This window comes from Psychrobacter immobilis (assembly GCF_904846235.1).
GTDB classification, from domain to species: Bacteria; Pseudomonadota; Gammaproteobacteria; order Pseudomonadales; family Moraxellaceae; genus Psychrobacter; species Psychrobacter immobilis_C.
On record NZ_CAJGZN010000003.1, the window covers coordinates 114504 to 139353 of the forward strand.

General features: G+C 42.9%; 24 protein-coding genes. 10 read left to right on the plus strand and 14 right to left on the minus strand.

Annotated elements, in window-relative coordinates; genetic code table 11:
• Positions 1-356 precede the first annotated feature (356 nt).
• Positions 357-2378, plus strand: coding sequence for an ATP-binding cassette domain-containing protein (locus tag JMX07_RS02965; protein ID WP_201606252.1), 2022 nt, complete (start codon positions 357-359; stop codon positions 2376-2378).
• 72 nt (positions 2379-2450) lie between these two features.
• Here JMX07_RS02965 and JMX07_RS02970 read toward each other — a convergent pair whose 3' ends face one another.
• Entirely contained in the window at positions 2451-2813 is a 363-nt protein-coding gene (locus tag JMX07_RS02970; protein WP_057757673.1) for a septal ring lytic transglycosylase RlpA family protein, read from the minus strand.
• A gap of 498 nt (positions 2814-3311) precedes the next feature.
• On the opposite strand from JMX07_RS02970, the gene JMX07_RS02975 reads away from it, so the two are divergent.
• The 4 genes from JMX07_RS02975 to JMX07_RS02990 all read left to right on the plus strand — a co-directional run bounded on the left by JMX07_RS02975 (position 3312) and on the right by JMX07_RS02990 (position 7587).
• Positions 3312-3803: a DUF3015 family protein gene (locus JMX07_RS02975; protein WP_101204686.1), complete on the plus strand. Its 492-nt coding sequence runs from the start codon at positions 3312-3314 to the stop codon at positions 3801-3803.
• A 128-nt stretch (positions 3804-3931) separates the two neighbouring features.
• On the plus strand, positions 3932-5986 hold the full coding sequence (locus JMX07_RS02980) for a DUF4105 domain-containing protein (protein WP_201606253.1): 2055 nt from the start codon (positions 3932-3934) through the stop codon (positions 5984-5986).
• 151 nt (positions 5987-6137) lie between these two features.
• Positions 6138-7163, plus strand: a complete 1026-nt coding sequence (locus JMX07_RS02985; RefSeq protein WP_201606254.1) for a DnaJ C-terminal domain-containing protein — start codon at positions 6138-6140, stop codon at positions 7161-7163.
• A 100-nt stretch (positions 7164-7263) separates the two neighbouring features.
• Positions 7264-7587, plus strand: a complete 324-nt coding sequence (locus JMX07_RS02990; protein WP_102083164.1) for a chaperone modulator CbpM — start codon at positions 7264-7266, stop codon at positions 7585-7587.
• A gap of 81 nt (positions 7588-7668) precedes the next feature.
• On the opposite strand, the gene sstT is transcribed toward JMX07_RS02990, so the two are convergent.
• From sstT to JMX07_RS03010, 4 genes are all read right to left on the minus strand, one after another.
• The gene (gene sstT / locus JMX07_RS02995) at positions 7669-8871 is read right to left on the minus strand and encodes a serine/threonine transporter SstT (protein ID WP_201606255.1); all 1203 of its coding nucleotides are present in this window, start codon (positions 8869-8871) and stop codon (positions 7669-7671) included.
• Between the two features lie 295 nt (positions 8872-9166).
• The gene (locus tag JMX07_RS03000) at positions 9167-9664 is read right to left on the minus strand and encodes a DNA polymerase III subunit chi (protein ID WP_201606256.1); all 498 of its coding nucleotides are present in this window, start codon (positions 9662-9664) and stop codon (positions 9167-9169) included.
• A gap of 7 nt (positions 9665-9671) precedes the next feature.
• The gene (locus JMX07_RS03005) at positions 9672-11327 is read right to left on the minus strand and encodes a leucyl aminopeptidase (RefSeq protein ID WP_201606257.1); all 1656 of its coding nucleotides are present in this window, start codon (positions 11325-11327) and stop codon (positions 9672-9674) included.
• A 225-nt stretch (positions 11328-11552) separates the two neighbouring features.
• Positions 11553-12170 carry a cysteine hydrolase family protein gene (locus tag JMX07_RS03010; RefSeq protein ID WP_201606258.1) on the minus strand — a complete coding sequence of 206 codons (618 nt, stop codon included), beginning with the start codon at positions 12168-12170 and terminating at the stop codon, positions 11553-11555.
• A 493-nt stretch (positions 12171-12663) separates the two neighbouring features.
• Here JMX07_RS03010 and JMX07_RS03015 point away from each other — a divergent pair, with 493 nt between their 5' ends.
• Complete coding sequence (locus JMX07_RS03015; RefSeq protein WP_201606259.1) at positions 12664-13974, plus strand: LPS export ABC transporter permease LptF; 1311 nt, start codon at positions 12664-12666, stop codon at positions 13972-13974.
• On the plus strand, positions 13974-15182 hold the full coding sequence (gene lptG / locus JMX07_RS03020; RefSeq protein WP_201606260.1) for an LPS export ABC transporter permease LptG: 1209 nt from the start codon (positions 13974-13976) through the stop codon (positions 15180-15182). Before JMX07_RS03015 ends, lptG begins: the two co-directional genes overlap by 1 nt.
• A gap of 114 nt (positions 15183-15296) precedes the next feature.
• On the opposite strand, the gene JMX07_RS03025 is transcribed toward lptG, so the two are convergent.
• Entirely contained in the window at positions 15297-15905 is a 609-nt protein-coding gene (locus JMX07_RS03025) for a class I SAM-dependent methyltransferase (RefSeq protein ID WP_101204678.1), read from the minus strand.
• 240 nt (positions 15906-16145) lie between these two features.
• Between JMX07_RS03025 and JMX07_RS03030 the strand changes: the two genes are divergently transcribed.
• Positions 16146-16589, plus strand: coding sequence for a PH domain-containing protein (locus tag JMX07_RS03030; protein WP_201606261.1), 444 nt, complete (start codon positions 16146-16148; stop codon positions 16587-16589).
• Positions 16590-16652: 63 nt separating this feature from the next.
• On the opposite strand, the gene JMX07_RS03035 is transcribed toward JMX07_RS03030, so the two are convergent.
• The 7 genes from JMX07_RS03035 to recN all read right to left on the minus strand — a co-directional run bounded on the left by JMX07_RS03035 (position 16653) and on the right by recN (position 22083).
• Positions 16653-16982, minus strand: a complete 330-nt coding sequence (locus tag JMX07_RS03035) for a DUF3817 domain-containing protein (RefSeq protein ID WP_227684594.1) — start codon at positions 16980-16982, stop codon at positions 16653-16655.
• 68 nt (positions 16983-17050) lie between these two features.
• Entirely contained in the window at positions 17051-17989 is a 939-nt protein-coding gene (gene xerD / locus JMX07_RS03040; RefSeq protein ID WP_201606262.1) for a site-specific tyrosine recombinase XerD, read from the minus strand.
• Between the two features lie 66 nt (positions 17990-18055).
• Entirely contained in the window at positions 18056-18382 is a 327-nt protein-coding gene (tusA, locus tag JMX07_RS03045) for a sulfurtransferase TusA (protein ID WP_201606263.1), read from the minus strand.
• A gap of 83 nt (positions 18383-18465) precedes the next feature.
• A complete protein-coding gene (locus tag JMX07_RS03050) occupies positions 18466-18960 on the minus strand; it encodes a hypothetical protein (RefSeq protein WP_201606264.1) in 495 nt (164 codons plus the stop codon).
• Positions 18961-19046: 86 nt separating this feature from the next.
• Positions 19047-19622 (minus strand): Holliday junction resolvase RuvX, encoded by a 576-nt coding sequence (ruvX, locus tag JMX07_RS03055; RefSeq protein ID WP_227684596.1) that lies wholly within the window; start codon positions 19620-19622, stop codon positions 19047-19049.
• A 50-nt stretch (positions 19623-19672) separates the two neighbouring features.
• Positions 19673-20236 (minus strand): YqgE/AlgH family protein, encoded by a 564-nt coding sequence (locus tag JMX07_RS03060; protein WP_101204671.1) that lies wholly within the window; start codon positions 20234-20236, stop codon positions 19673-19675.
• A gap of 167 nt (positions 20237-20403) precedes the next feature.
• On the minus strand, positions 20404-22083 hold the full coding sequence (gene recN / locus JMX07_RS03065) for a DNA repair protein RecN (protein WP_201606265.1): 1680 nt from the start codon (positions 22081-22083) through the stop codon (positions 20404-20406).
• Between the two features lie 765 nt (positions 22084-22848).
• On the opposite strand from recN, the gene JMX07_RS03070 reads away from it, so the two are divergent.
• Both JMX07_RS03070 and rlmB read left to right on the plus strand, forming a co-directional pair.
• Positions 22849-23184, plus strand: a complete 336-nt coding sequence (locus JMX07_RS03070) for a pyrimidine/purine nucleoside phosphorylase (RefSeq protein ID WP_057757729.1) — start codon at positions 22849-22851, stop codon at positions 23182-23184.
• A gap of 223 nt (positions 23185-23407) precedes the next feature.
• On the plus strand, positions 23408-24178 hold the full coding sequence (gene rlmB / locus JMX07_RS03075) for a 23S rRNA (guanosine(2251)-2'-O)-methyltransferase RlmB (RefSeq protein ID WP_102078746.1): 771 nt from the start codon (positions 23408-23410) through the stop codon (positions 24176-24178).
• Here the strand turns inward: rlmB and coaE are convergent.
• The gene (gene coaE, locus JMX07_RS03080) at positions 24141-24827 is read right to left on the minus strand and encodes a dephospho-CoA kinase (protein ID WP_201606266.1); all 687 of its coding nucleotides are present in this window, start codon (positions 24825-24827) and stop codon (positions 24141-24143) included. The two genes, rlmB and coaE, sit on opposite strands and share 38 nt — an antisense overlap.
• Positions 24828-24850 lie beyond the last annotated feature (23 nt).

The window sequence follows — 24850 nt, forward strand, 5'->3', positions numbered from 1 at the left end:
TAAAATAACTGCGTCAATAGGCTAAACCAATAACCAGACTAAAAAATAATAGCGTGTGACTAAATAGCGTATGACTATATAAAACCCTACTTAATAATATTAGGCAGTCTTAAAGCTTATTAGTCATATTACGGTATTTTACGGCCATAACCTTTATAATAGTAACAACTATATATGAGCTCAAGAGTCGCTTGTGCAACTTAAGGTGTTTAGCGTAATAAATACTTAGTTTTGAAATAGTTATTTAATTGTTTGCCTATGGGGCGAGCGTTTGAAATAATAGCCGCCAGTTGGCAAACCCTATGTGTGTTTCTTATTGCCCTATATCTATATTATTGTTGAGATGAAGAAATTATATGATCGAATTTAAAGACGTTGGTGTTCGCCGTGATGGTCGTGAATTGTTTGCAGGTGCAAGCTTTCAGCTCCATCCAGGTCACAAAGTTGGACTGACGGGCAACAACGGCACAGGCAAATCTACCTTATTTGCGCTATTACTGACGCAGATGGGTACAGGTGATACAGAGGTCACCCTTGATAAAGGTGAAGTCAGTATTCCTGATAGCTGGCATGTGGCGCACATGGCGCAGGAAGTTGGTGCTACGACGCAGTCTGCAATTGATTATGTATTGAGCGGTGATGAGCAGTGGTATGAAATTAATGCTGCGCTAAACGATTTGAGCAGTGTCAGTGATGAGCAAATTGGTGTACTACACCAGCAGTTCGATGAAATCGACGGGTATCGTACGCCGACCAAAGCGGCGCAAATTATGGCAGGTCTTGGTTTTAAGACTAGCCAGCATGAACTGCCAGTAGAAGGGTTTTCTGGTGGTTGGCGTATGCGCTTAAACCTCGCCAAAACCTTGATGAGCCGTGCTGATCTGATGTTACTCGATGAGCCAACCAACCATTTGGACTTGGACGCTATCTTATGGCTTGAGACATGGATCAATGCCTATATGGGTCTGGTCATTGTGATTTCTCATGACCAAGCGTTTTTGGATGCGACAGTCGGTCATATCCTGCATGTCGAGCAACAAAAAATCACCCTGTATACTGGTAACTATCAGCAGTTTATTCGTACCCGTCACGAACGTATGGCGCAGCAGCAGCAAGCGTTTGAGAAACAAGAAGCGACTAAGGCTCACTTAGATGACTTTATTCGTCGTTTCCGTGCTAAAGCCAGTAAAGCCAAGCAAGCACAGAGCCGTATTAAGCAGTTAGAGCGTATGGCAGAGCTATCACCAATGATGGCTGACAATCCGTTCTCGTTCCAGTTTTACGAGCCAGCAAACATGAGCTCACCGCTAATTGAGCTGACCAACGCAGATATTGGCTATAGTGAGACACCGCTTCTACACAATGCCAATGTACAGGTAACCCCTGACACCCGTCTTGGCTTATTGGGTATGAACGGCGCTGGTAAATCAACGCTGATTAAAGCATTAGTCGGTGAACTTGGCGTACTAACAGGGAAGTATCGTGTTTCGGATACCCTAAAGCTCGGCTATTTTAATCAGCATCAAATGGACATCTTAGATGCCAAAGCAACGCCTATAGAGATGCTACGTCGCCTAGCAGGTAAAACCTCTGATGCGATGCTACGCTCATTTTTGGGTAGCTTTGACTTCCGCGGTGAGCGCATTGATACACCAAGTGAGCTATTCTCAGGTGGTGAGCGCGCGCGTTTGACCTTGGCACTGATCGTCTGGCAACGTCCAAACGTACTTGTACTCGATGAGCCTACCAACCATTTAGACTTACAAATGCGTCAAGCATTGACGATTGCATTACAAGGTTTTAAGGGCGCAGTGGTACTGGTCTCGCATGATCGAGAGTTGATTGCCAATGTCTGTGATGAGCTATATCTGGTACACGATGGCATCATCGAAGAGTTCGATGGCGACATTGGTGACTATGGTAAGTGGCTAGCAGAGAAGCGCAAGCAAGAGAATGCATCAGATAAGAATACCGGTAAGAAAAAAAGTAAAAAAGAGAGTAAGAAGTTTGTTTCACGTGAAACAGATAATAGCCAAGTAAGCAACAAAGCATCTGATAATTCGTCAAATAGTAAAGCTGCGACGCCTGCACTTAGTAAAGAAGAGCAGCGTAAGCTAGCGGCTGAACAGCGTAAAATGACAGCACCTATCCGCCGCGAGATAGAAGAAACAGAAAAGACACTGGCTAAGATTGATAAGCAGCTCGTGACGCTGGAAGAAAAACTGGCTGATACAGAGCTGTACGAAGAGAGCCGTAAGTCTGACTTGCTTGTATTGCTCAATGAGCAAACAGCGCTACAGCAGCAGCATAGTGATAATGAAGAGAAATTACTACTATCAATGACGACTTTAGAAGAGATGGAAGCTAAGTTCGCATAAAGCATTCTAGATAGTTAATTATATAAGCAGACATAAAAAAGGGATGGCATCAGCCATCCCTTTTTTATTACATTATTCCTTACGATATTTGCCATCACCGTACGACAGTATTTCCATCGTGGTCGTACAAAGCTGACAGTTTATTTCACCAGCAGCGGCTTTTGATAAATCAAGGATACGACCTCTAATAAAAGGTCCTCTGTCCGTGATTTTTACAACGACGCTCTGCTTTGTCTTTTGATTGGTTACTTGTACCTTCGTACCGAACGGTAACGTGCGATGTGCAGCGGTTAGAGAGTTCATGTTGAAGATACTGCCACTCGCTGTGCGCTTACCATGAAACTTACTACCATAATAACTGGTATTGGCTGCAAAAACTGTGGTGCTAAGTAGTAGCGATAAAGTGACAACCAAAGACTTGATTAAATAAGACATTTAATACCTTTAAGCAATTAATAAAATAGACAGATGCTCTTGCCTACGTTATCTATACTCCCTATGAGTATGAATAATAGGGGATTCTACAAGAGCTAGCTTGTCATATTATTACTGCCGTGTAAAAAACTCATGAGGTCAAATAGCTGTTTTTTAAGGAAAAATAGCTATTTTTTAGCAAAAAAATGATGGTACAGGTACTAAAGCTAGACTTATAAAGAGTGATTCTCATAAAGAAGCCGACAAAATACTGGAAAGCAAACAACGTAATATAAATAGGTAATATATAAAGACCAAATCTATCGATATAGCATAATTATCGTTATGAAAGCTCAAATAGAAATAGATAATATAATGTAAAAAAACCTTGCTATATTCTTACTATTTTGTAGAATGGATAAGGTTAGACATTATTCTAGAGTATCTATCAAATATACTCATGATAAGTTTGATATTTGGTCAAATAATTTATTTTTTATCGTCTTTCGAGGAAGTTTTATGTTGAAAAAAATTGCGTTCGCTTCAGTTGTCGCGGCAATGATTCCGTTTAGTACAGCGAATGCTGATCTTGGCTCTAAATTTAAAAAAGTAGAGACTGGTCGTACGATTGAGCAAGTATACAAAGAATGTGGTATTGGTGGTGCTTTGTTCGGTAATTCAAGCCCTATCCTTGCTATTATCTCTAACGTGACTTGGGATTGGGGTACTACCGCTGCGACTTCTAATTCTATGTCTCCTGAAACTTGCCAGGGTGGCAATGTTAGAGCGGCTGTTTTGATCAAAGAAGCATTCCCAAGTGTGGAAAAAGACTTAGCTTCAGGTCAAGGAGCTCATTTATCTGCCCTACAAAGTGTTGCTAACTGTGATTCAGCTGCTAGTGTACGCGCACAATATGGTCAATATACTCAGACTTCTGCCTATCGTACTGCTACGCAAGATCAAAATGCTGAAACACTATTTAGCATCGTTAAGCAAAGCTGTGCTATCTAAATATTGAAAGTATTAGGTATTAAGTTTTTAGTTTAATACTCAAAATTTTGATAATTTAATGATAAAAACACGTAATCCTAGTGCTTACGTGTTTTTTATTGCTAATGTATTTATGGTATCTAAATAAAATGCAAAAAATGTTTTTATGGGTGGCTTGCTTGGCTGCAACGACTATTTGCAATGCGGAAGTTGATGAAACGAATGCCTATGCTTCAGATCCAGTAACAGTAGATAAAGAAAATAAATTCTCTTCTAGTAATGCTTCGTCTATCGCAGTAGATATGACTTCAAGTGAGCCCGATAACTTGCCAGATATTGAGCCAAGCGTACAACGACTCGATGAACCGCAGGTACAGGAGCAAAACCAGAGCTCTCATAAAGATACCGCTATCGACACCATAGAACTAAAATCATTGGCTAAGCACTCCCAGTGGCAACATCTATTGTTTTATAAAAATGGCAGGGCTGAAGTCATCTCACCAGATTTTTATTTAACCAATCCTAAGCCTCGTTCGAAACGTAATTTTGATCCCTATGCAGAGCTTATAGCAACGATAGAGCAAATGAATAATGAGGGCGTAGTTTGTAAGTATCCAGCCAGATATTTATGGCTTAATCATCATTTACCAGAACTGAACGTCGATCTCAAAAACTGCTCAAAATTACCCGATGCGAATCAAGAAATAAGCCTGATCCTAGTAAGCAGCTATTTAAAAAACCCAGCTTCTTCATTTGGTCATGTACTGGTCAAAACCAACACGTCTATAGATAATATAAATAATACGAACAGTGATGTCAGAGAGCTATCTAGCGAGGACTTACTTAATAATTCATACAACTTCGGCGCTCGTATTCCAGAAAATGAGAACGGTGCCATGTACGCGCTAAAAGGACTATTTGGGTTTTATGATGCTGGGTTTTCAGAGACGGAATTTTTTAAACAAGACGCGGTATACTCCAAGAACGAGCAACGTGATATGTGGGAGTACGTGCTCAATCTAGATACCTTTGAAACGCAATTATTGAACTATCATTTGTACGAAGCAAAGTTCGCTCGCTTTGACTATTATTTTATCAAACAAAATTGTGGTTATCGCTCAGGAGAGATACTTGAGCTGATAAGCGACATAAGAACGACTGAGCGAGTAGGTCCTTGGTATGCGCCAGACTATGTATTCGATCAGCTATTAGAACACGATAATGGCGCTGATTCATTAGTGTCTTCAGTACGCTATTTACCCTCTGAACAAACGCAGCTGCGCGAGAAGTTTGTACAATTACCTAAGCCAATACAATCCATCATAAACTCTGTCATTCGTACAGAAAGCACTGCCCCGCTTGCTACTTTAAACGCGGACGATAGGGCGGTTGCGCTTGATTTTCTGATCTTACATCGTACTTATAAAATCACACAAGACAATACACTGAAGCAGCGAGCTCTCAAAAGCGAATTGCTCAGTCAGCGTTTTGCGCTACCAGCTAGCAATGGTTTGGCTCAGCTGACTGTACCGAACAAACCCTCTCCAGCATTGAGTAACAAAACCACGCAGACTACCGTCGTTTTATCTGAGGAGAGGGCAGAAGTTGGTTTATCGTTATTTGTAAAAGACCCACTTAACGCTCATACAGATATTGATAAACGTTTTGAAGCCGTAAAAGCGTCACTGGGTTATAGCTTTGATATGCATCAATGGACATTGACGGATTTCGTGTTTTTAGACATGCAGCAGATTGAAGATCTTAGACAACCGTTATCGGGCGAACCTAAACTGTCTTGGCAACTAAAAACAGGTGCTCGTACAGATACGTTTACTGGTAATCGACATAGCCCTTACGCACAAGCTGGCGTTGGCGCAGGCGCTAAGTTTGGTAAACATATACTTGGCTATGGTATGGTCAATGCGACGGCCCATGATCAAGATAAACACGCAGATATCAGTATTGAGCTGGGCTTACGTATGAAACGTAATAACCAAAGTGCTGAATTGTCTTACGTCACTTCAAAGCGAGAAGGGCGCGCTACTATTGATCTTACCAAATTGACATTACGCCAGCAGCTATCAAAGAATAATGATGCTAGGCTTATAATGACATATTCAGACACTGTGATGGCCGATAATAGCGTAGTGTTAGGTGATTCAGATAAGATCGATGCTGCAGTCGCTTGGCATCACTATTGGTAATATTTATATAACGGTGTTTGTTGTAATTATTGTTATGATGATAAGTAGGCTACAAAAATTGCTATAGCAAAATCTAGTAGCCATTTATACCGTATCGTTTGAAATTGGCAGACTGATACCACTAATATGTTTTTATTTTGGGGAAAATAACATGGCAGAGAAAAACTACTATGACATTTTAGGGGTCAAAAAAGACGCCTCAGACGCTGATATCAAAAAAAAATACCGCAAGCTCGTTCGTCAATACCATCCCGATGTCAGTGATCATCCAGACGCTGATAATAAAATTGCAGAAATAAACAATGCTTACGAAACGATCAGAGATAAAGAAAAGCGCGCTGAATATGACGCTATGCTCAATAATCCGTTCGCGGGTCAAAGTAGATCAAGTGGGTTTGGTGGCAGTGGGCAAACTGGTGCAGGTCAAGGTGGTTTTCGCTGGGAAGATATCAAAGATCAGTTTGGTGACGGTGAGGCCTTTGGTGATGGTGGTTTTCGCTTCGATGATATTTTTTCAGCATTTGGTCGCGGCGCACGTGGGTCAACTGGTGGGCAAACGGGAAGTCGCTCTCAAAGCAGCGGATTTGATCAATTTGGTGGTGGCTTTGGGACGCAAGATAGCAAAGGTCAAGATCAACATGCCGAGATTACCGTTGATTTATCTTCAGTCTATAGTGGCGACGACTATAGTATTAAGTTAAACGTCCCTGTTCGTCAGCCCAATGGCAATGTCGACTACGACAATAAAACCCTTAAGATAAAAATCCCTAAAGGTATCACTGACGGTAAGCAAATTCGTTTAGCAGGGCAAGGTGCTGCTGGTAGCAGTAATGGAAAAAATGGCGATTTGTTTTTGAAGGTTAAAATTCGTCATGATGCCAATATTCGTATAGAAGGTGCAGATGTTTATCAAACTGTGAATATTGCACCGTGGGAAGCGGCGTTGGGTGAAAAAATCAATGTCAGTACGCCAGCGGGTACGCTTGGTGTGACCATTCCTAAGAATAGCAAGTCCGGTAGCAATTTACGTCTTAAAGGCAAAGGTATCCCTGCTAAGCAAGCAGGCGACTTGTATCTAACTTTAAATATTGTCAACCCTGATGTCAGTAGTGATGCGTCGAGACAGGCTTACGAGCAGCTAAAACAAGCCTTTGCTGATACCAATATTAGTCGTTAAACAAGATTATGAATAACCGTTACTTATTATTGAAGTAATAAACGAATAGCAGAGATGAATACGATACCGATGAAATAAAGAGAAAACGAGGATAATAGCTATGAACCACTCGACTGAATTTACAGACATCATCATGAGCTTAGATGAACTGGTCTCTGCCTGTGGCCAAGAGCGCCAATGGGTCATCGAATTAATCGAAGAAAATATCATTGAATATGATGTACCAGAGCATGAAAAATTTACTGGTTATCAGCTGACGACAGTGCGCCGTGCATCGCGATTGAGTCGTGATTTTGAGGCCAGCGTACCTGCCATTGGATTGATACTTGAGCTTTTAGATGAAGTTGAGCAGCTGCGCCAACTTAAACGTCAAATAGAGCAGCAAACACCAGTCATCGAAGTCGATATAGATAATCTAAAGTAAACTAACAATCAAGATAACGCGTAAAAAAAGGGCCCTATAAAGGCCCTTTTTTTATGTCTATATAAAACACTTCAGCAGAAATTAACGCGAATAAGTAGGGTCAGCTGCTGCTGTAAATAATACATCAGTAGAAGAGTTCAAGGCAGTCTCAGCTGAATCCTGAATCACACCGATGATAAAGCCAATCGCAACCACTTGCATCGCGATATCATTTGGAATGCTAAATAAGCTAGCAGCGAGTGGAATCAATAGTAATGAACCACCAGCAACACCAGAAGCACCGCAAGCACTAATCGTAGCAACCAGACTGAGTAGCAGCGCTGATGCAAACGTCACTTCGATACCCAACGTATGAGCAGCAGCAAGCGTTAAGACGTTAATCGTAATCGCAGCACCCGCCATGTTAATGGTGGCCCCTAGTGGGATGGTCACCGAATAAGTGTCTTCATGCAATCCAAGCTTACGGGCAAGGTTCATGTTGACTGGGATATTGGCCGCTGAACTACGTGTAAAGAAGGCAGTAATTCCTGATTCGCGCAGACATCTGAACACGAGTGGATAAGGGTTCTTGCCCGTCTTGATAAGGACGATAAGCGGATTGGCAACCAACGCAATGAACAACATACAGCTGATTAATACCATTAAGGTACGCGCGTAGCCTGCTAAAGAAGCAAAGCCTGTCTCAGCAACCGTGCTAGCGACTAGGCCTAAGATACCAAATGGGGCTAAAGCAATAATCCATTTAACCACTTGTGAGATGGCATCAGCGAAATCACCGACAACATTGCGAGCAGTATCACTGGCTTGGCGCAATGCAAAACCGATAATAATTGCCCATGCTAAGATACCAATATAGTTGGCTTCAGCGATTGCATTGATCGGATTAGCAACCAAGTTCATGAGCAAGTTCGTCAAGACTTCTTTTAGGTCAGCAGGTGGTACTTGCGCGATATCGGCGTTGATCAAGACCAGCTCAGTCGGGAACAAAAAGCTGGCACCGACTGCCGTTAGTGCTGCCAAAAAAGTGCCGAACATGTACATGATAAGCACCGGCTTTACGTAGACTTCATTGCCACTGCGATGTTGACTAATGGCTGCCATAACCAGAATAAACACTAGGATGGGAGCGACTGCTTTTAGTGCGCCGACAAATAGTGTACCAAGCAACCCTATGGCGGTGCCGATACTTGGCGCCAGCCAACCAATCAATACCCCTAATACCAAACCAATAATAATAAGCGGCACCAGCCCTATACGCTGATACATCGCAATCAATGAACGCATCTGTACACCCTCAAGTCCGTTAAAAGTAAGTGAATTGTCACAACAGAAAATTTATCGAAGGATGGTAGCATTTTTTGACATATTCGCATACCGCTCATAGCAGTAGCTGTTGCGTGCAAACAGAGGGATAGTAGAGTTATAGAACTAGTATAAAAAAGAATGTAGCACTTATAGGCAAGGGCTAGCTACTCAGAATACCTCATTTATAGGAGAGTAAAAGCAGCAATATAGGCAGTGATATATAAGGTAGGAAGAGATTTCGCTATGAAAGGTAAGAGGGAAATAAACAGTAGAGCTACACCTTAAAGTGGGTCAGATCGTAACCTAATTGCTGGTAGGCTTTATATTTATTACGACCTTCTTGTGTACTTGTGGCATCAGGTAGGATCAGCTCAAGGACTCGAGAGGGTTTTGAATTATTGGTAGCAGTCATAAAATCGTTGACGGGACGTGTCGTCGTATTGAGCACGATACCATTGAAATCAGCTGGCATATGATTGCCTAATAGTACAGGCGCTAATGATTTATGAGTAACAATGTTGATGTTGCTATCATCAGTATCTCTATCATCGGTACTTTTATTGTCATTATCAGAAAGACAGTGATGCGGTATAAAACTCGTGGAGTCCTGTGACCAAAGTGCCGTATCTAGATTTGCTAGTAATGTCTCATCTTCAATTAAAATCAGCAAAGACTGAGCGCTTTTGTTAAGCGCCGTCTGAGTCAGCTGACAAATAAAGCCCAAGAAATCTTGGGCCTTACTTTCACTTAATACATAAAAACTAATTTTCATAAATGAATTAAGCCATCTCTGCGCTGTTTTTTAGATATTGCATAAACAATGGTACAGGACGTCCAGTGGCTGCTTTGTCTTTACCTGAATTCCATGCAGTACCAGCGATATCTAGATGCGCCCATGCTTGACCTTCTTCAATGAAACGCGATAAGAAGCAGGCGGCAGTTACGGCACCAGCACCTTTACCACCGATGTTTTGCATATCAGCGATTGGTGAATCAAGCTGAGCTTGATATTCATCATCTAAAGGCATATGCCAAATTAGGTCGCCTGATAGGTTGCTGGCATTTTCTAAATCAAACAGGACATCTTCATCATTACTAAATACGGCTGAACGCACATGGCCTAGCGCAACCACACAAGCGCCAGTCAAGGTGGCAACATCGATGATGGCTTTTGGCTGATAACGCTGCACGTAACACAAGGTATCTGCTAGTACTAAGCGACCTTCAGCATCAGTGTTCAAGATTTCAACTGATTTACCATTCATCGCTTTAACGATATCGCCTGGACGCGTTGCATCACCTGATGGCATGTTTTCAGCACAGGCTAGCGCACCAACGACGTTGATTGGTAGACGCGCTTCGCACAACGCTTTGATTGTACCAAGTACTGACGCCGAACCACCCATATCAAACTTCATCTCATCCATCGCTGCACCTGGCTTGATTGAGATACCGCCTGAATCAAAGGTCACGCCTTTACCGACTAATACGATAGGTGCGTCGTCATTGGTCGCTTGTGCATTGTCATTGCTATTTTTGCTTGCATTTTTAGCTGACTTTTTGGTTGGTAGTTTATCGGCTAATGCCTTTAGACTACTTACTTTTGCGTTGCTAGTGGTTTGCTCGGTAGTGCCTGCATTTGAACTAAATTCTGATTTGCCACGGTACTCCATGAGCACCAGCTTACCTTCTTTAGTAGAGCCTTGTGCAACGGCCAAGAAGCAATGCATACCTAGCGCTGACATCTCGTCTTCACCTAGTACTTTCACGGTTAATAGGTCAGGGTAAGTTTTCGCAAGTTCTTGAGCTTGCTCTGCCATATAAGCTGGGAAGCATATATTGCCAGGCTCATTGGCTACATCACGAGTGAGGCTCTGACCAGCAAATACTGACTGAGCAAAGGCAAGTGCAGGCTGTAGTGACTCATCAGCTAACAGATAAACATCAGTCAATACAGGACTCGCTTGCTCAGACTTATACTTGTCAAAGCGGTAGCTTGCTGCCAACAGATTAAGGGCAAATTGACCAAAGTGATTTTCTTCCAGTGCATCACCCAAGGCGACAGTGATAGAAGACACACGCTTTTGTGTGCTGCTATAGATAGTGTTGGCGATTTTTTGCAGTACGGTGTTGTTGAACTTATCAGTGTTACCTACACCGACCAACAGCAGTTGTACAGGGTTTTGCTTAGTGGTTTTTTTATCACCTGCTAATGCGTAGTCAGCAACAGTCTCACAGGTAGTGCCCTTGAAGTGAGATACTTCAATCAGCTGCTCAATACGAGTGGTATATTCGGTCAGCACAGATTCAGCAAGAATGTTTTTCTTGTCATCGACCAATACAACCAGACAAGCATCGTCTTTACTTTTGGCTTCTTTTTTCAGGATTTTTTGCGTATGGGTCTTTGGTAAATGCTGAGATAATTTGATATTCATATAGTTATCCTTATTAGAGTTATGAAAATTGCAGGATTTAAATGACTGCTTATACCTGTCAGATTATTAAATTATTTGGTCTGTTGAGCAATCACAGTAGTGTAGCATATTGCGATAATCGTGCGCAGTTAGCAAGTCTTGGGTAATACGTTTGAATTATTATGCTGTACTAACTTACGCTATGGTTTAACGGTTACATTATCATTCTCCGATGATGCCAACATACTAGCCATTGACCAATTCATCGGTCGTTACCATCGCGGCAAATCTGTCTTGTAGTGCGGCCATGGCAGTATCATGCATGATTTCAGCGCTTATCGGCTCTCTTGTAGCGCTAGGTAAGTCGCGAGTGGCACAGGCATCGTGACAGACAAAGCTATCGAAACCTAAATCAAATGCGGCGCGGACGCTTGAGCTGACGCACATATGACTCATAAAACCCGCAAAAATAATCTGCTTCTTTTCTACTGCTAAAATCAGTGATTGTAATTGCGTATCATAAAAGGCATTCGGATGCTTTTTGGCAATCACTGTTTCGCCATCTTGCGGCTGTAACTGTTCGACGATCTCAACGTTAGCTGATAGAGGGTCAAAGACATTGCCATTCTCGGCACCATGATGGGTAATGTGGAAGATAGGTAAACCTTGCTGACGCGCTCTATCGAGTAGTAGGCGCGCATTGGCGATGGCTTTTGCCCCAGCGTCCCCTAATGGCATAGCGCCATCGACGTATTCGTTTTGATAGTCGATAAGAACGAGCGCGCAATTTGACCAGTCAAGCGCATCGAATGTGCCGCCAGCGAGTTCAAGTAGGGTAGAGGGTATAGAGGTCGTTTTATTCATTAATATTATTCTCCGTTTGACGATATAAGTATATTTTTCTATCAGTCAGTCTAGCAATTAATAACAGAGATAAATGTTCGATGATACGAATGACAAACAAACCTTTCTAAAATAAATAAAGCAAAAACTTAGCGCTAGAAATACTACCAATTCGATGTAATTTGAGGTTTTATTAATTATTCATCCAATATTTGCTATATTTGTTACTTACTGTCAATAATGCGCTTTCAGCAAGGTGTAGGTAATGTTTTCAAACACATTTCACAGCCATTTTTGAGCAAAACATGCTAGCATTAGCGGTTATATTTGTCGATTGTGTTTATTGAGTATGACTAACCAGTCGCTTAGTAACGTTTACCGTTATTTGAGTATGTAAATGACTCATATCATGCTGGTGATATGTCGTCGTACGACCTAAACAGTCAATAAGCTCATCATCAATCGCGCGCATACCAACCGTTTAAGAGTACCCATTGTGATATTACGCCGCTACATGACACAACAAGTTGCCTCGACCACTGCCTTAGTGTTGGGGTTTTTGGTAGTGATGATGCTCGGCGGTCGTTTGATACGCTACTTTGGCATCGCTGCTGAAGGTCGTTTGGACGTCAGCCTACTGTTTACGATCATTGGGTATAACCTACCGTATTTTTTAGAGCTCATTTTACCGTTAGCATTCTTTATCGCTTTGATGCTGGTATTTGGTCGCTTGTATGTCGATCAAGAAATGGCAGTGATCAATGCTAGCGGCGTGTCTCGCGGTAGGCTTGCTCGATTGATGACACCATTAATATTGGCATTGTTCGTCGGCGAGGCGGCGCTATCTGTCGTTGGCAAGCCTTGGGGCGTCCGCTCATCTGAGGCTGTCTGGCAGCAGCAAGCATTGACCAGTGCGTTTGATTTGATTCGTCCGAACGAGTTTATCAGTAGCGGCAATTATCATTTATATGTGGGTAGTCTCAGCGATGATAAGAAAAAGTTGCAAGATGTGATCTTGATCCAATCTGAACCTGCGAAAAAAGGTAGTGCTGCTGAAGATGTCGATGCCACTGCTGTTGATATGAATAATACGATTGACAGCGAGACAGCCGAACAAATTGGCATCTCTGATATCCCAAAAGATGTTATAAATAGCGGTGCGAAGGACATTAGCAAAGACACGATTACGTTGGCTAAGCGTGCTGAGCAAGTGGATACTGGCAATAGCGGCGTGACCCAGTTGGATTTGTTCCAAGGACGTCGTTACGAAGTTGGTGCAGGCAGTCTGAAATATAACCAAGTCGCTTTTGATCGCTATCGCATCACCTTGACTGAGTCTTCACAGGAAGTTATCACCGAAGACAATATTGAAACGCAACAGATTGGACCATTGTGGCAAGCCGCCACGAGTAGCTCACCATCAGGCACGAATAGTACAATGCGTGCTGCACAAGGTGAGCTTGGCTACCGTTTGGCGCTACCATGGCTGATGATTATCGCGCCTATGTTGGCCGTGCCACTGGCGCAAGTCCGTCCGCGTCAAGGACGTTGGCTGCGCTTGTTCCCTTCTATCTTATTATTTGTCAGCTGTGCATTAGGTATCATTTCGCTCAAAAACGCAGTGAGCAAAGACAGCATCAGCGTATGGGCGTATGCATGGCTTATCTTAGGATTTATGGCATTGGCGCTTTATATGAATTGGGGTAGCCGTGTGCAACATCGATTGCGCTTTCGCAAACAAGAAAACAGTCTAGCCGCTGCCGCAACTAATTCAGTTAGCAGCATAGATAACCAGAACAACAGCTCACAAGGAGGGCAGTCTTAATGCGCTCTTTATTTGCTAAGTCAGCCAAGTCTGATCAATTGGCTAAGAAACCTGCCAATCTAAAAGTCCTCAGTCGCTATGTCAAACTCAACGCTCTATTGGCTATTATTGCTGCCGTCATTGGTTTGTGGGCATTACAGCTGATTTTTTCTTACTTATCAGAGCTTGATTCGTTAGATGATAACTACACCATGGGCGAGGCGCTCAAATATATCTTTCATCGTTCGCCTTACTTTTTAGAGCAATTTATTCCAACGGGTGCGTTACTTGGTGCCGTCATAGGATTGGGCTTGCTGGCCAATAAAAGCGAGCTGGTCGTCATGCGCGCGGCTGGGGTCAGTATTTATCGTATCGTCGGCTGGGTATTACAGCCCGCTTTGATATTTGTACTGTTGGCATTAGCTATCAACCAGTTCGTTTTACCGTCTTCTAATCAGTTGGCAAAACAGATTAATGATGAGGACAGTACCTCACTGGTCACTTCGGTACGCGGCTACTGGACGACACAACCACGATTCGAAACCGCAGAAGATGGCAGTGCTACACCTGATGGTAGCGACGTTTTATATATTGATTATGCTGATGTAGCAGGCAATATTGGCGAAGTGAAACGCTGGCATTTGGATAACAACGGAAATTTGCAAACCGCTGTCCATGCGGAAGGTGGAAAGTATACTGGCCGTGAACCAATTGATGTGAATAGTGAAAAGCCAAGCGAGCAGTATCGTTACGAGTGGCAGCTAAATGATATGGTTGAGCTCTCTATCAATCAGGGCTTTGAGAGTAGCCAAGCTATTTCACCATCAGATACGTTAAGCTTACCTTTTGCCCCAGAGTCTGTGTATCTGCTAACGCGTAAGGCAGAAGATTTGTCATTGACGCAGCTGTATGAGCATCGCACGTTTATGCATCAGCAGGGCAATCGTTCTTTAGATCATGAAGTCGCATTTTGGCAAAAGCTACTATCGCCATTATCGATATTGTCGCTGGTGATTGTCGCTTGCTCGTTTGTCTTTGGCTCGCTACGGACGCACAGCTTAGGCTTGCGTATCGTCGTGGCATTGCTGTTTGGACTACTATTTAGCTATATTCAAGACTTAGTCGGTTTTGTATCGCTAGCCACAGGTTTTTCACCAATGCTCATGGTGCTATTGCCGATTATCGGCAGCGCGCTATTGGGTGGATACTTGATAAAACGTCAGATGTAAAAAGACAATTGGTCATACCAAATAAAAAGCACGCTAAATTAGATTTAGCGTGCTTTTTTATGTCAATTTCAAACTTAATTTGAATAACTGGAACTTAATCAGGCAAAGCTAAAACTAGTCTTTGGTCGCCATCGTAATCGTATAGGTTTTACCTTGCTTGATTTTGTCGCTATTACCAAATACTTCGGTAAATGAGCGCTTAACAAATTGGCGTAGGCCATTAATCGTCACCACGTAAAAACGTCCACCTTTACGCATGCGTGCATAGGCATCGAGGAAGTATAAATAATGCTGCTCTTTACCGACTTTGGCTGGCAAGTTTGACATCACAAGGCTAAAGTCTTTGTCTTTTGCCACATGATTAAAACCATTTGATAAATGCACATCGACATTGTTTAGACCATTTTTTTCACAGTTACGACGTGCATATTCTACCGCCATAAAGTCTTTATCAATCAGCGTATGCTGACCATTTGGACATTCACGTGCTGCCGTCATACCAAGTACACCATAACCACAGCCCAAATCAATCGAATCATCATCTTGCTCAAAATCTACATAATCAAGCAGCATCAAGCTACCATCATCGAGCTTTTGCGGTGAAAAAATGCCCCACGTGGTCGCAAAATCAAACGGCTTACCCAGCACTTCTTGGCGAAAATTGATATCTTCGCGCCAGTGTTCGGCGTTTTTTAATAGGTCAGCAGGTGGTCTATGGCTCATGGGATTCTCGGATAATAGATAGGAAAAAGGTAGTGCGCAGCCCATTTAGGCAGCATGTATATCATGACGCACTTTAATAAGGGTATTGTAACGAGAAAAGGATGGGTTTGCAGCTATCTATTTCTAGAACTGCATTTTGCGATATCGCAAAAAATTCTAAGAAAAATGTTAGAGACATTAGATAAGAGGCATCGCTTAAGATAGAATCAAATTTAACCTGATAGTCTCTAAGTATTATTTATGCCAGACATTACATTCGTATCTAAAGTAGACTTTTGGCTCGCAATGCTACTCTGGGGTTTGAGTTTATTTACTGTGTCTGTTCCATTATGGCAGTGGAAGCGAGGTGCTCACAAATCCCTCGTACAAACTATATTAACGACGGTTATTCTCATACCTTTTGCAGCACTAATGCTCATCCCTTTTTTCGGTACTGAGTACATATTAACGAATGACCAACTACAAGTAGATAGTGGGTTCTCTGTTCAAAAAATTGAGATTACAGATATCACCTATATGACGCCGACTCGAAGTATGAGTTCTGCGCCAGCTCTATCATTAGATAGGATTAAAATATCATATCAAGATGAAGAAATACTAATCTCACCAAAAGACAAATCACGTTTTTATCGCGAGATACGGGCACGTAATCCTAAAATAGTGATAGATACAGCAAACGAATAGAGTGTCATTATAGTTAGCCGCATTCAGCTATACATCGTTCCTGATATGGAATTTTTCTTGAAATTACTTCCTCAAATTCTTCTTTAATAAATGATCAAATATAAACGGCCCAAATGGCAAGAATGAGCCGAGCACACCTGCAGGTAGCGCCCACAGCGGCATTTTTATTCTGCTCGCGGTGATGATTAATACCATGACATAAGCAACGAATAATACCCCATGCACTGGACCGACATAGCTTACTGCTTCTGGAATATCGAACATATATTTGAGTGGCATCGCGATACCAAGTAACAATAGAAAAGACGTACCTTCTAAATAACCCATGATAGTAAGGTTTCTAAGTGCAGAGTTTTGACTCTTTGTTAAGGCAGACAGTTGAGCTTGCGACACGATATATTCCTTTTACAATCGTCAATAATATTAGATTTCAATGCTGCCCATATGGCAATATGGCAAGGCTACCCACGTGGATGATGCTCCGCATGTAATTTCTGCAATCTCGCTGTTGCAACATAAGTATAGATTTGCGTGGTGGACAAATCGCTATGTCCTAGTAATAACTGCACACTACGCAAGTCTGCACCATGATTGAGCAAATGCGTGGCAAAGGCGTGACGTAGCGTATGCGGTGATAATTCTTTATCGATACTGGCAACTTTGGCGTACTTCTTAAGTAGATACCAAAAGTTCTGCCGCGTCATATATCCACCTTGCGCCGTCAAAAACACCGCTTGGCAATTCCCCGACTTCAAATGGGCAATCAAATCACCACGTCCATGAGAAAGATAATCTTCCAATGCATCCGCTGCATATTCGCCGAGAGGCACCAGTCGCGTTTTATTACCTTTCCCCGTGATTTGTAGCCAGCCTGAGTTTAGATTCACTTGCTCTAATGAGAGGTTAATCAACTCACTCACCCGCAGACCGCAGGCGTATAAAACTTCTAGCATTGCTTTGTCACGCAGTCCAAGTGCCGTACTGGTATCAGGTGCGGCAAGGAGATTATCTACGTCAGCCTCGGCTAAGTCTTTTGGCAGCGGACGACCTAGCTTTGGACTTTTGATACGCTCACAAGGATTGTCTTCGCGTAGATTGCTGGCGATCATCCATAGATAAAACTGACGCAAGCTTGAGAGCATACGCGCTTGGGTACGTGGGGTTTTGCCATCTTGAGCAAGGAGTGACAGACAGTGCAGCACATCATCAGGCTGCCAGCGTGTCAGGGCGATAGAATTGGTCAGCTCACAAGAGCGTAGGTCACGGACATAAGCATTACGAGTACGCGTCGCTAGACCGCGCGCTAGCATGGCTTGACGAAACTCAGTCATATAAGCTGGCTCATCATCGACCGCCAATGCTTTAGGTTGACGCTGTTGCACGGCACGATCACGGCTCATAGGACAATACTCAGGTAGGGGTTAAGTTAGCAATAACAGACAGTTATTAAAATAATGCCAAACCTATCATGCCATTTTTTTCTTAACCAGATAGCGATATAGCGTCACGCTTGCAGGCGTATCCTCATCGCTATCGATGGTGATTTCGTCAGGATCAGCGTCTAAGCTTACATTTTCAGCTAGCGTTTCTTGACCGATTAGCTCATGACCCAAATGACGACAGAAGTTCGGAATGTCGCGCGTGGTAGCCGGATCCGTCGCCAATATCTCAATCACTTCACCGCCATCTGCTTTGCGCATGACGCGGTGTAGCATCATGACTGGCTCAGGACAGATCAGCCCTTGAGTATCTAAATGATGGTGGATAGGCGTGTCTGGTATCGAAGTGGTCATAGTCATTATCGTAAAGCTAAATAAGTGAATTTGAGGGTAAATAGTTTGCTTAAGTGCTTATCGCGGCGTACTTTGTAGATCGTCTACGCTTCAGTACTTTCAGCCTCTTCGTCGACTTCAGGCGTATCAGCTACTTCTAAAAAGTTAAAAAATCGCTTAAAACTTACTTTAAATAAAAATGCCACGCCCAGCCAACAAGATAGTCCTAACCATGCAGTATCGGCAAAAATTAATCCACCAACCAATATAATGGTCGATACGCCAATACTCATGGCAATCATCGACGGTTGATTTAAGCGATAACGATAAACGACCAATGCATCGTAAATAGTAATGGGTATTGTGAGGGCTACTAAGGCATAGGGCAAATTGTAAAATAACTGATAAAGCAGTTGGTTATCATGGAAGGCTTTGATACTAGCAATCGTGCCAAAGACCACAAATGCAAAAATAGCTGCATAAATGAGATAAATCGCTATTTGGTTGGCACGTTGGGCGCCTTTGATACGGGCAATAGCAAGCGGAGCAAAACCATGCTGTGACTTATGTTGCGAGGGTTGGTCTGAGACAGTGGTCATAGTAATCAGTCATTTATCCGTTGAGAAGTACGATGTATCGAAGTGACATTATAGCCGCACACGTGTCTTTTACCTATTTGGCTGCTTTATTCTGCTTTGATTGCATCGATAGCGATACTGCTATTAGGATCAGCAAAATAGGTCGACATTAGGATACAAGCGGAGATATCATCGATTGGGTCGCGTTCGTTTTTGATCCAACCATTATCCCATGCGATTTCTCTTGCTTCGATGGAAGTCAGCCGCTCATCACACAGTGATACGGTCACTGGCAGATGTTGTTCCATCACTCTATGGGCCAGACGACGAGCAAATTTGTGTGCTCGTTTTGAAAGCATAGAGCTAGTGCCATCCATATTAAGCGGTAGACCAACCACAACCTGTGCCACGCCCCAGACTTTGATGATACCAATTAAATTGTCCCAATCTGGCTGACCGTTATTCATTGCCAAAATATCAAAGGCACGCGCCGTCTGCGTAATGGTATTACCGAGCGCCATCCCCATCTTTTTGACGCCGTAATCTAGCGCCAAGATAAGATGCGGCTTTACTTCTGGCTCGATAGTTTCAGCAGTGCTATTGCTATCGAGAGTATCAAATCCACTTTCAATGTCATTATCTATAGCGTCTGTGCTACTGGCTGTAAAAGTACTATCTACCATAGTAATGGGTGTCCTTTATTTCTTTATCTAAATTCGCAGAGCGTATGATATTACGCATGACCTATGTCACTACTAAGATAGTCGAAATTGACTCCGATTTTGTCGGCTGCGATTTGCCAGCGTTCTTCAAACGGTGTATCAAATAATAAGTTCAGATCAGCAGGGCAGACTAACCAGTCACCATTACTGAGCTCTTGGTCTAGCTGTTTTTTGCCCCAACTGGCATGTCCAAGGCACAGTTGATAATGACCAACACCTTGGCCTGCGGCAATACGCTTTAGAATATCTTGGCTAGTCGTGATGCAAACGTTCTCTGAAATAGCAAAAGAAGAGGCCCATTCTGGCTGACCAGTATGCAGCACAAAGCCAACCTCCGGATACATAGGACCGCCCTCTAAAGCCACATCTTCCATCACCTGCGGATTGGTCACTTCAATATCCAAATCTTCTAGCAGCTTACCTACGCGAGATTGCTCAAGCGGACGATTGACCATCAGACCTAGCGCACCATGCTTGTCATGACGGCAAATATATATAAGTGCCTGCTCAAACCTTGGGTCTGACAGCTCTGGTGCTGCAATCAAAAAATGATGGGTCAAATTGGTTTTAGACATAGAAACAAACGCAACCTAATAATAAGGGTGAAAGACCACTATATGGTGATAATCAATAGAAAAGCAAGATTCACACCAATTGCTACTGACCATCATATAGACTCAGCTAACCATCCGTTTTGATGAAAACGAATGATTATTTAACGTTAGATAGGTCAAATAGAGCATTATTTAACATCGGATAATAAGCTGCGGGCATGATCGCGCGTGACATCAGTGATAATAACACCACCAGACATACGCGCCAGCTCGTCTACTTGCGCACTGTTGGTCAGTATGAGTAGCTCGCTTTCGGTCTGTTCTTGATGGTGCTTTTGTACCAAGATATGTTGATGCGCTTGCGCTGCGACTTGTGCTTGGTGTGTGATGGCAAGTAATTGCTGTGTTTGCCCAAGCGAGCGTAGCAGTTCGCCAACCACTTGCGCAGTACCGCCACTGATACCGACATCAACCTCATCAAATACCAACATAGGCTTGGCGGCATTGTTATCAGCATTGGTCGCTTGTAGTACTTGCATCACGAGTGCCATACGTGACAGTTCACCACCTGAAGCAATTTTATGTAGGGGCTGCATTGGCATACCGACATTGGCGCTGAATAATAAATCAATATCGTAGCAACCTTGTGCATTGTAATGACTAGGTTCAGATTTTTTGGTAAAGACAAATTCACAGCGAGCATTGGGTAGCGCCAGCGGTTGTAGTTGTTTGATGAGTTGCTTACTAATTATTGGAGCAGCTTTTGTGCGCTCTTTATTTAACTGTGTCGCCAGAGCGAGATAGTCTTGCCAAGCTTGCTCAATTTGCGCTGCCATTGCATCACTGCTGGGCTCGTTCTCTAGCTGCTCTAATTGCGCTTCCCAACCTTTTGCTTCATCAATTAAATCATTCGCTGGCAAGCTATGCTTACGTGATAAACGATGTCCTAAGCTGATTAAATTGTCTAATGTTTGCAGGCGTTCAGGATCCGGTAGCTGCTGTTCGGCGTAATCTGATAGCAGGGCAGTCACCTCAGTGATTTGCTGCTGTGCTAGATGGAGCTGTTCAGAAGCTTGTTCAAACGTTTGACTGACGCCTACTTGGTTGTCACAGAGTTTAATCGCTTGCCCGAGCAAGGTCATGACGTCTGGCTCATCGGTATCATTGTCGAGCAAATGCAGACCATGACTGGCCTCTTGCATTAAGGCTTCAATGTTGGAGAGTTCTTCGTGTTCAGATTCAACTTCGGCGTAGTCCACAGCCAATAATGGCGCAATATCTGCTAATTGGCTCTGCAACAACTGAATACGATCTTGACGCTGGGCTTCGCGGCTCGCGATGTCATCTGCGCGACGTTTTAGCTGCTGATAGGCTTGATAGCTACTGGCAGTTTGGATGGCTAGCGGTGTTATCTGGGCCATCTCATCAAGCCATTGCACCACAAATTGCGGCTTGAGCAATGCTTGCTGAGCATGTTGGCTATGTATATTGACCAATAAAGTGCCTAAACTCTTTAGCTCCGCTAAGCTAACCGGTGAACCATTTAGCCATGCTTTCGAGCGGCCAGTATTGCTTAATTGTCGACGAATAAGTACTTCAGGCTCTTCTAGCGGTCGCTCATTTTTGGTAAACCACTCAGCGACGATACTGTTATTTTCTACATCGAATTGAGCGTAGATATCCGCATGCGCAGCGCCATGCCTGACCATCGCACTGTCTGCTCGCTCACCGACACATAGTGATAGTGCATCTAGCAATAACGACTTGCCAGCACCTGTTTCACCAGTGATGACATTAAAACCTTCAGCCACGCTCAGCTCATGCTGAGCAATCAACGCAAACTGATGTAAAGTTAACGATACTAGCATCAACGCCTCTCAGGACAGACAATGGACATCATATAAATCTTAGGAAGCCATCTATAAATAGGGTAAATAAGGAAGTGAAAATATCTATTTAAACTTGCTAATTAGATAAATATTGTAGGCAAATAGTATGGTGTTAAATGTGCGTAAATACAAACTTTAAGACGAGGTATAACAGAATTTATTATTGGGAGATTACCATAAAACTATTAAAAACTGACAATAAATCATCGACATAATACCTATGATATTAATCATTAGGGTCATTGGATATCCAAAGATAAGCATAGTATGAGAAGAAGTATTTTGACTGATAATGATAAAAAGATACCTAAAATGATGGTCTAGCATCCGCCTAGAAAAATACCAAATGAATATTAAACGAACGGGTAGATACTTGTCATCGAATAGAATTTTCCTCGTCGCTTTAACAAACTTTATAGATATAATGTGGTAGCATAATCTCACATAATGATAAACTCTTCTTATGAGTTTGATGCGCTATGCAACCTAATAACGAGTCATAATTTTGTAAAATTGTAGGCGTATAGTGGTGAAAAATATGCCACTCGATCATTATTCAAAAGCGTTTTCATAGAACCTGTGGCTACCTTTAGCGCGCAGATATCTACTATAGAGGGATAAAGTATTTAAAGCAGGCATGTTTGCTTACTGGTCGCGTATTTGAAGCCCAGTGCAACTCTGTCAGTACTTTAACCCGTTACTTATTTTTTAGTTTTGCCATAATTATTTGATAAGGAAGCCACTATGACAGCGGCGCAATTTACTAACGTAACAGTTAATGCCCAAGCGACAGTATCTTATGATGGTCGCTGCTCAAGCCATACCATTATGTTTGAGGATGGTCGTCATAAAACGCTAGGCGTTATCTTACCTTGTGACAACTTGGTTGAGCATTATCATTTTAGCACCAACACTTCTGAGCGTATCGAAATCACCAGTGGTGAGTGTGAAGTGAAGATCAATGGTGACGATGAATTCAGCTACTACCGTGCAGGTCAATCATTTGTCGTTGAAGGCAATAGCGGTTTTAACCTACGTACTGAAGAGATTGTTCAATATGTCTGTCATCTAGAAGGCTGATATTATTAATAGGGCGCTTGAGCTTTATTATTCTAGCGCCTGTTCTATCACACATTAGTATTTCGAGAAAATAAACAATATCGGATTGGTATTGTTTATTTCTTTTTTGACGTTTGGTTTACTGTTTTCTCATCATCAATGAGCTATGACAGTTAAAGCCGACGTTATCTTCTTTTATCCTGTCGCCTAGTGCGATATCCACTTCATATTTAGCAGGCCTATTATGGCAAAACCCATTTATTTTTACGGCATTCATGCCATTGATGCGTTACTTGAACATCGTCCTCTTGATGGTCTTAGTTTGTTTGTGCAGCAAGGGCGTGAGAGTGACAGTCATGTACAAGCTATCATGGCCGAAGCGGAAGCAAACGGTATTAGTATTCAACCGACCCAAAAAGACAAGCTAACGCAATTATGTGGCAGTCCGCAGCATCAAGGCGTGGTACTCAATGCTCGTCCGTTAGGTTTTGCTGATGAAGGTTTGCTTGATACTATTATTGGCCGTGAACAGTGCCTATTATTGGTACTGGATCAAATTACTGATGCACATAACTTTGGCGCTTGCCTACGTACCGCAGTGGCCATGGGTGTGGATGCAGTGGTTTGTCCAAAACACCATGCAGCGAGCCTAACGCCAACAGTGGCGAAAGTATCGGTTGGCGCAGCAGAGATGATGCCGATCGTCAGCGTTACGAACTTGGCACGCACGTTATCGCAAATCAAAAATGCAGGCGTTTTTGTATTTGGTACGGCACTTAGTGAAGAGGCTAAACCAATACATGCTGCTGACCTAACTGGCAAGACCGCTATCATTATGGGTTCAGAAGGAGAGGGTATGCGTCGTCTGACAATGGAGAGCTGTGATGAGTTGGTTTATATTCCAATGTCAGGAAACGAGCATGGCAACCTACAAAGCTTAAACGTAAGCGTCGCTACTGGTATGGCTCTATATGAGGTTAATCGCCAGCGAACTTTAGCTGCTGGGCAAGCGTAAGATACTCTTGGTGTAGGGGTTCTAGCTGTAAGTATAGAGAGGCAAGGTCGCTCTCGTTGAGTATGATATCGTCTGCATGACGATTGCGCTCTTCACGACTAAGCTGGTTGGTCATAATGGCCTTAATTTTTTGTATGCTTTGATCATCACGCTGACTGGCACGTGCAAGCTGCGTGTCTTCGGTCGCATCCATGACTAAAATACGTTGACATAAATTGGCCAGTCCTGCCTCTGCCGCCTCTATAAGTAGAGGTGCGGACAATACCACATAAGCTGAGGTACTAGACTCTAACTGTGCTTTCGCTGTCTCACGTATCGCTGGATGCGTGATCGCCTCAAGCTCAATAAGCGCTTCAGGGTTTGCAAATACATGCGTACGTACAGCGGCCCTATCCATTGACCCATCACCATTTAACACCCAATCACCGAATCTTTTTTGGATTTTGCGCAGAGTATCGCTGCCTTTAGTAACGATCTCATGAGCGATCACATCGGCATCGATAATATCGATCCCTTGCTCAGAAAACCAAGCACTAGCGGCAGATTTACCACTACCGATACCACCCGTCAAACCGACTACGAGCTTCTTATTTTTTGGTTGCGTGGTTTGTGGCTGGTGTGAATAAAAGTGCGATGTATTTTTTGACATAATAATGGCTTATCTGACAGATA

Bases quoted from the DNA above. Each gene is read 5' to 3' on its own strand.
- tusA (WP_201606263.1), bottom strand. From the start codon at position 18,382: ATGACCACTTCGATACCAGACACGCCTATCCACCATCATTTAGATACT.
- JMX07_RS03015 (WP_201606259.1), top strand. From the start codon at position 12,664: ATGACACAACAAGTTGCCTCGACCACTGCCTTAGTGTTGGGGTTTTTG.
- JMX07_RS03005 (WP_201606257.1), bottom strand. From the start codon at position 11,327: ATGAATATCAAATTATCTCAGCATTTACCAAAGACCCATACGCAAAAA.
- JMX07_RS03050 (WP_201606264.1), bottom strand. From the start codon at position 18,960: ATGACCACTGTCTCAGACCAACCCTCGCAACATAAGTCACAGCATGGT.
- JMX07_RS03025 (WP_101204678.1), bottom strand. From the start codon at position 15,905: ATGAGCCATAGACCACCTGCTGACCTATTAAAAAACGCCGAACACTGG.
- recN (WP_201606265.1), bottom strand. From the start codon at position 22,083: ATGCTAGTATCGTTAACTTTACATCAGTTTGCGTTGATTGCTCAGCAT.
- rlmB (WP_102078746.1), top strand. From the start codon at position 23,408: ATGGCAAAACCCATTTATTTTTACGGCATTCATGCCATTGATGCGTTA.
- lptG (WP_201606260.1), top strand. From the start codon at position 13,974: ATGCGCTCTTTATTTGCTAAGTCAGCCAAGTCTGATCAATTGGCTAAG.
- JMX07_RS02980 (WP_201606253.1), top strand. From the start codon at position 3,932: ATGCAAAAAATGTTTTTATGGGTGGCTTGCTTGGCTGCAACGACTATT.
- JMX07_RS02965 (WP_201606252.1), top strand. From the start codon at position 357: ATGATCGAATTTAAAGACGTTGGTGTTCGCCGTGATGGTCGTGAATTG.
- xerD (WP_201606262.1), bottom strand. From the start codon at position 17,989: ATGAGCCGTGATCGTGCCGTGCAACAGCGTCAACCTAAAGCATTGGCG.
- JMX07_RS03060 (WP_101204671.1), bottom strand. From the start codon at position 20,236: ATGTCTAAAACCAATTTGACCCATCATTTTTTGATTGCAGCACCAGAG.
- JMX07_RS03030 (WP_201606261.1), top strand. From the start codon at position 16,146: ATGCCAGACATTACATTCGTATCTAAAGTAGACTTTTGGCTCGCAATG.
- JMX07_RS02975 (WP_101204686.1), top strand. From the start codon at position 3,312: ATGTTGAAAAAAATTGCGTTCGCTTCAGTTGTCGCGGCAATGATTCCG.
- sstT (WP_201606255.1), bottom strand. From the start codon at position 8,871: ATGCGTTCATTGATTGCGATGTATCAGCGTATAGGGCTGGTGCCGCTT.
- JMX07_RS02985 (WP_201606254.1), top strand. From the start codon at position 6,138: ATGGCAGAGAAAAACTACTATGACATTTTAGGGGTCAAAAAAGACGCC.
- JMX07_RS03010 (WP_201606258.1), bottom strand. From the start codon at position 12,170: ATGAATAAAACGACCTCTATACCCTCTACCCTACTTGAACTCGCTGGC.
- coaE (WP_201606266.1), bottom strand. From the start codon at position 24,827: ATGTCAAAAAATACATCGCACTTTTATTCACACCAGCCACAAACCACG.
- ruvX (WP_227684596.1), bottom strand. From the start codon at position 19,622: ATGGTAGATAGTACTTTTACAGCCAGTAGCACAGACGCTATAGATAAT.
- JMX07_RS02990 (WP_102083164.1), top strand. From the start codon at position 7,264: ATGAACCACTCGACTGAATTTACAGACATCATCATGAGCTTAGATGAA.
- JMX07_RS03070 (WP_057757729.1), top strand. From the start codon at position 22,849: ATGACAGCGGCGCAATTTACTAACGTAACAGTTAATGCCCAAGCGACA.
- JMX07_RS03000 (WP_201606256.1), bottom strand. From the start codon at position 9,664: ATGAAAATTAGTTTTTATGTATTAAGTGAAAGTAAGGCCCAAGATTTC.
- JMX07_RS02970 (WP_057757673.1), bottom strand. From the start codon at position 2,813: ATGTCTTATTTAATCAAGTCTTTGGTTGTCACTTTATCGCTACTACTT.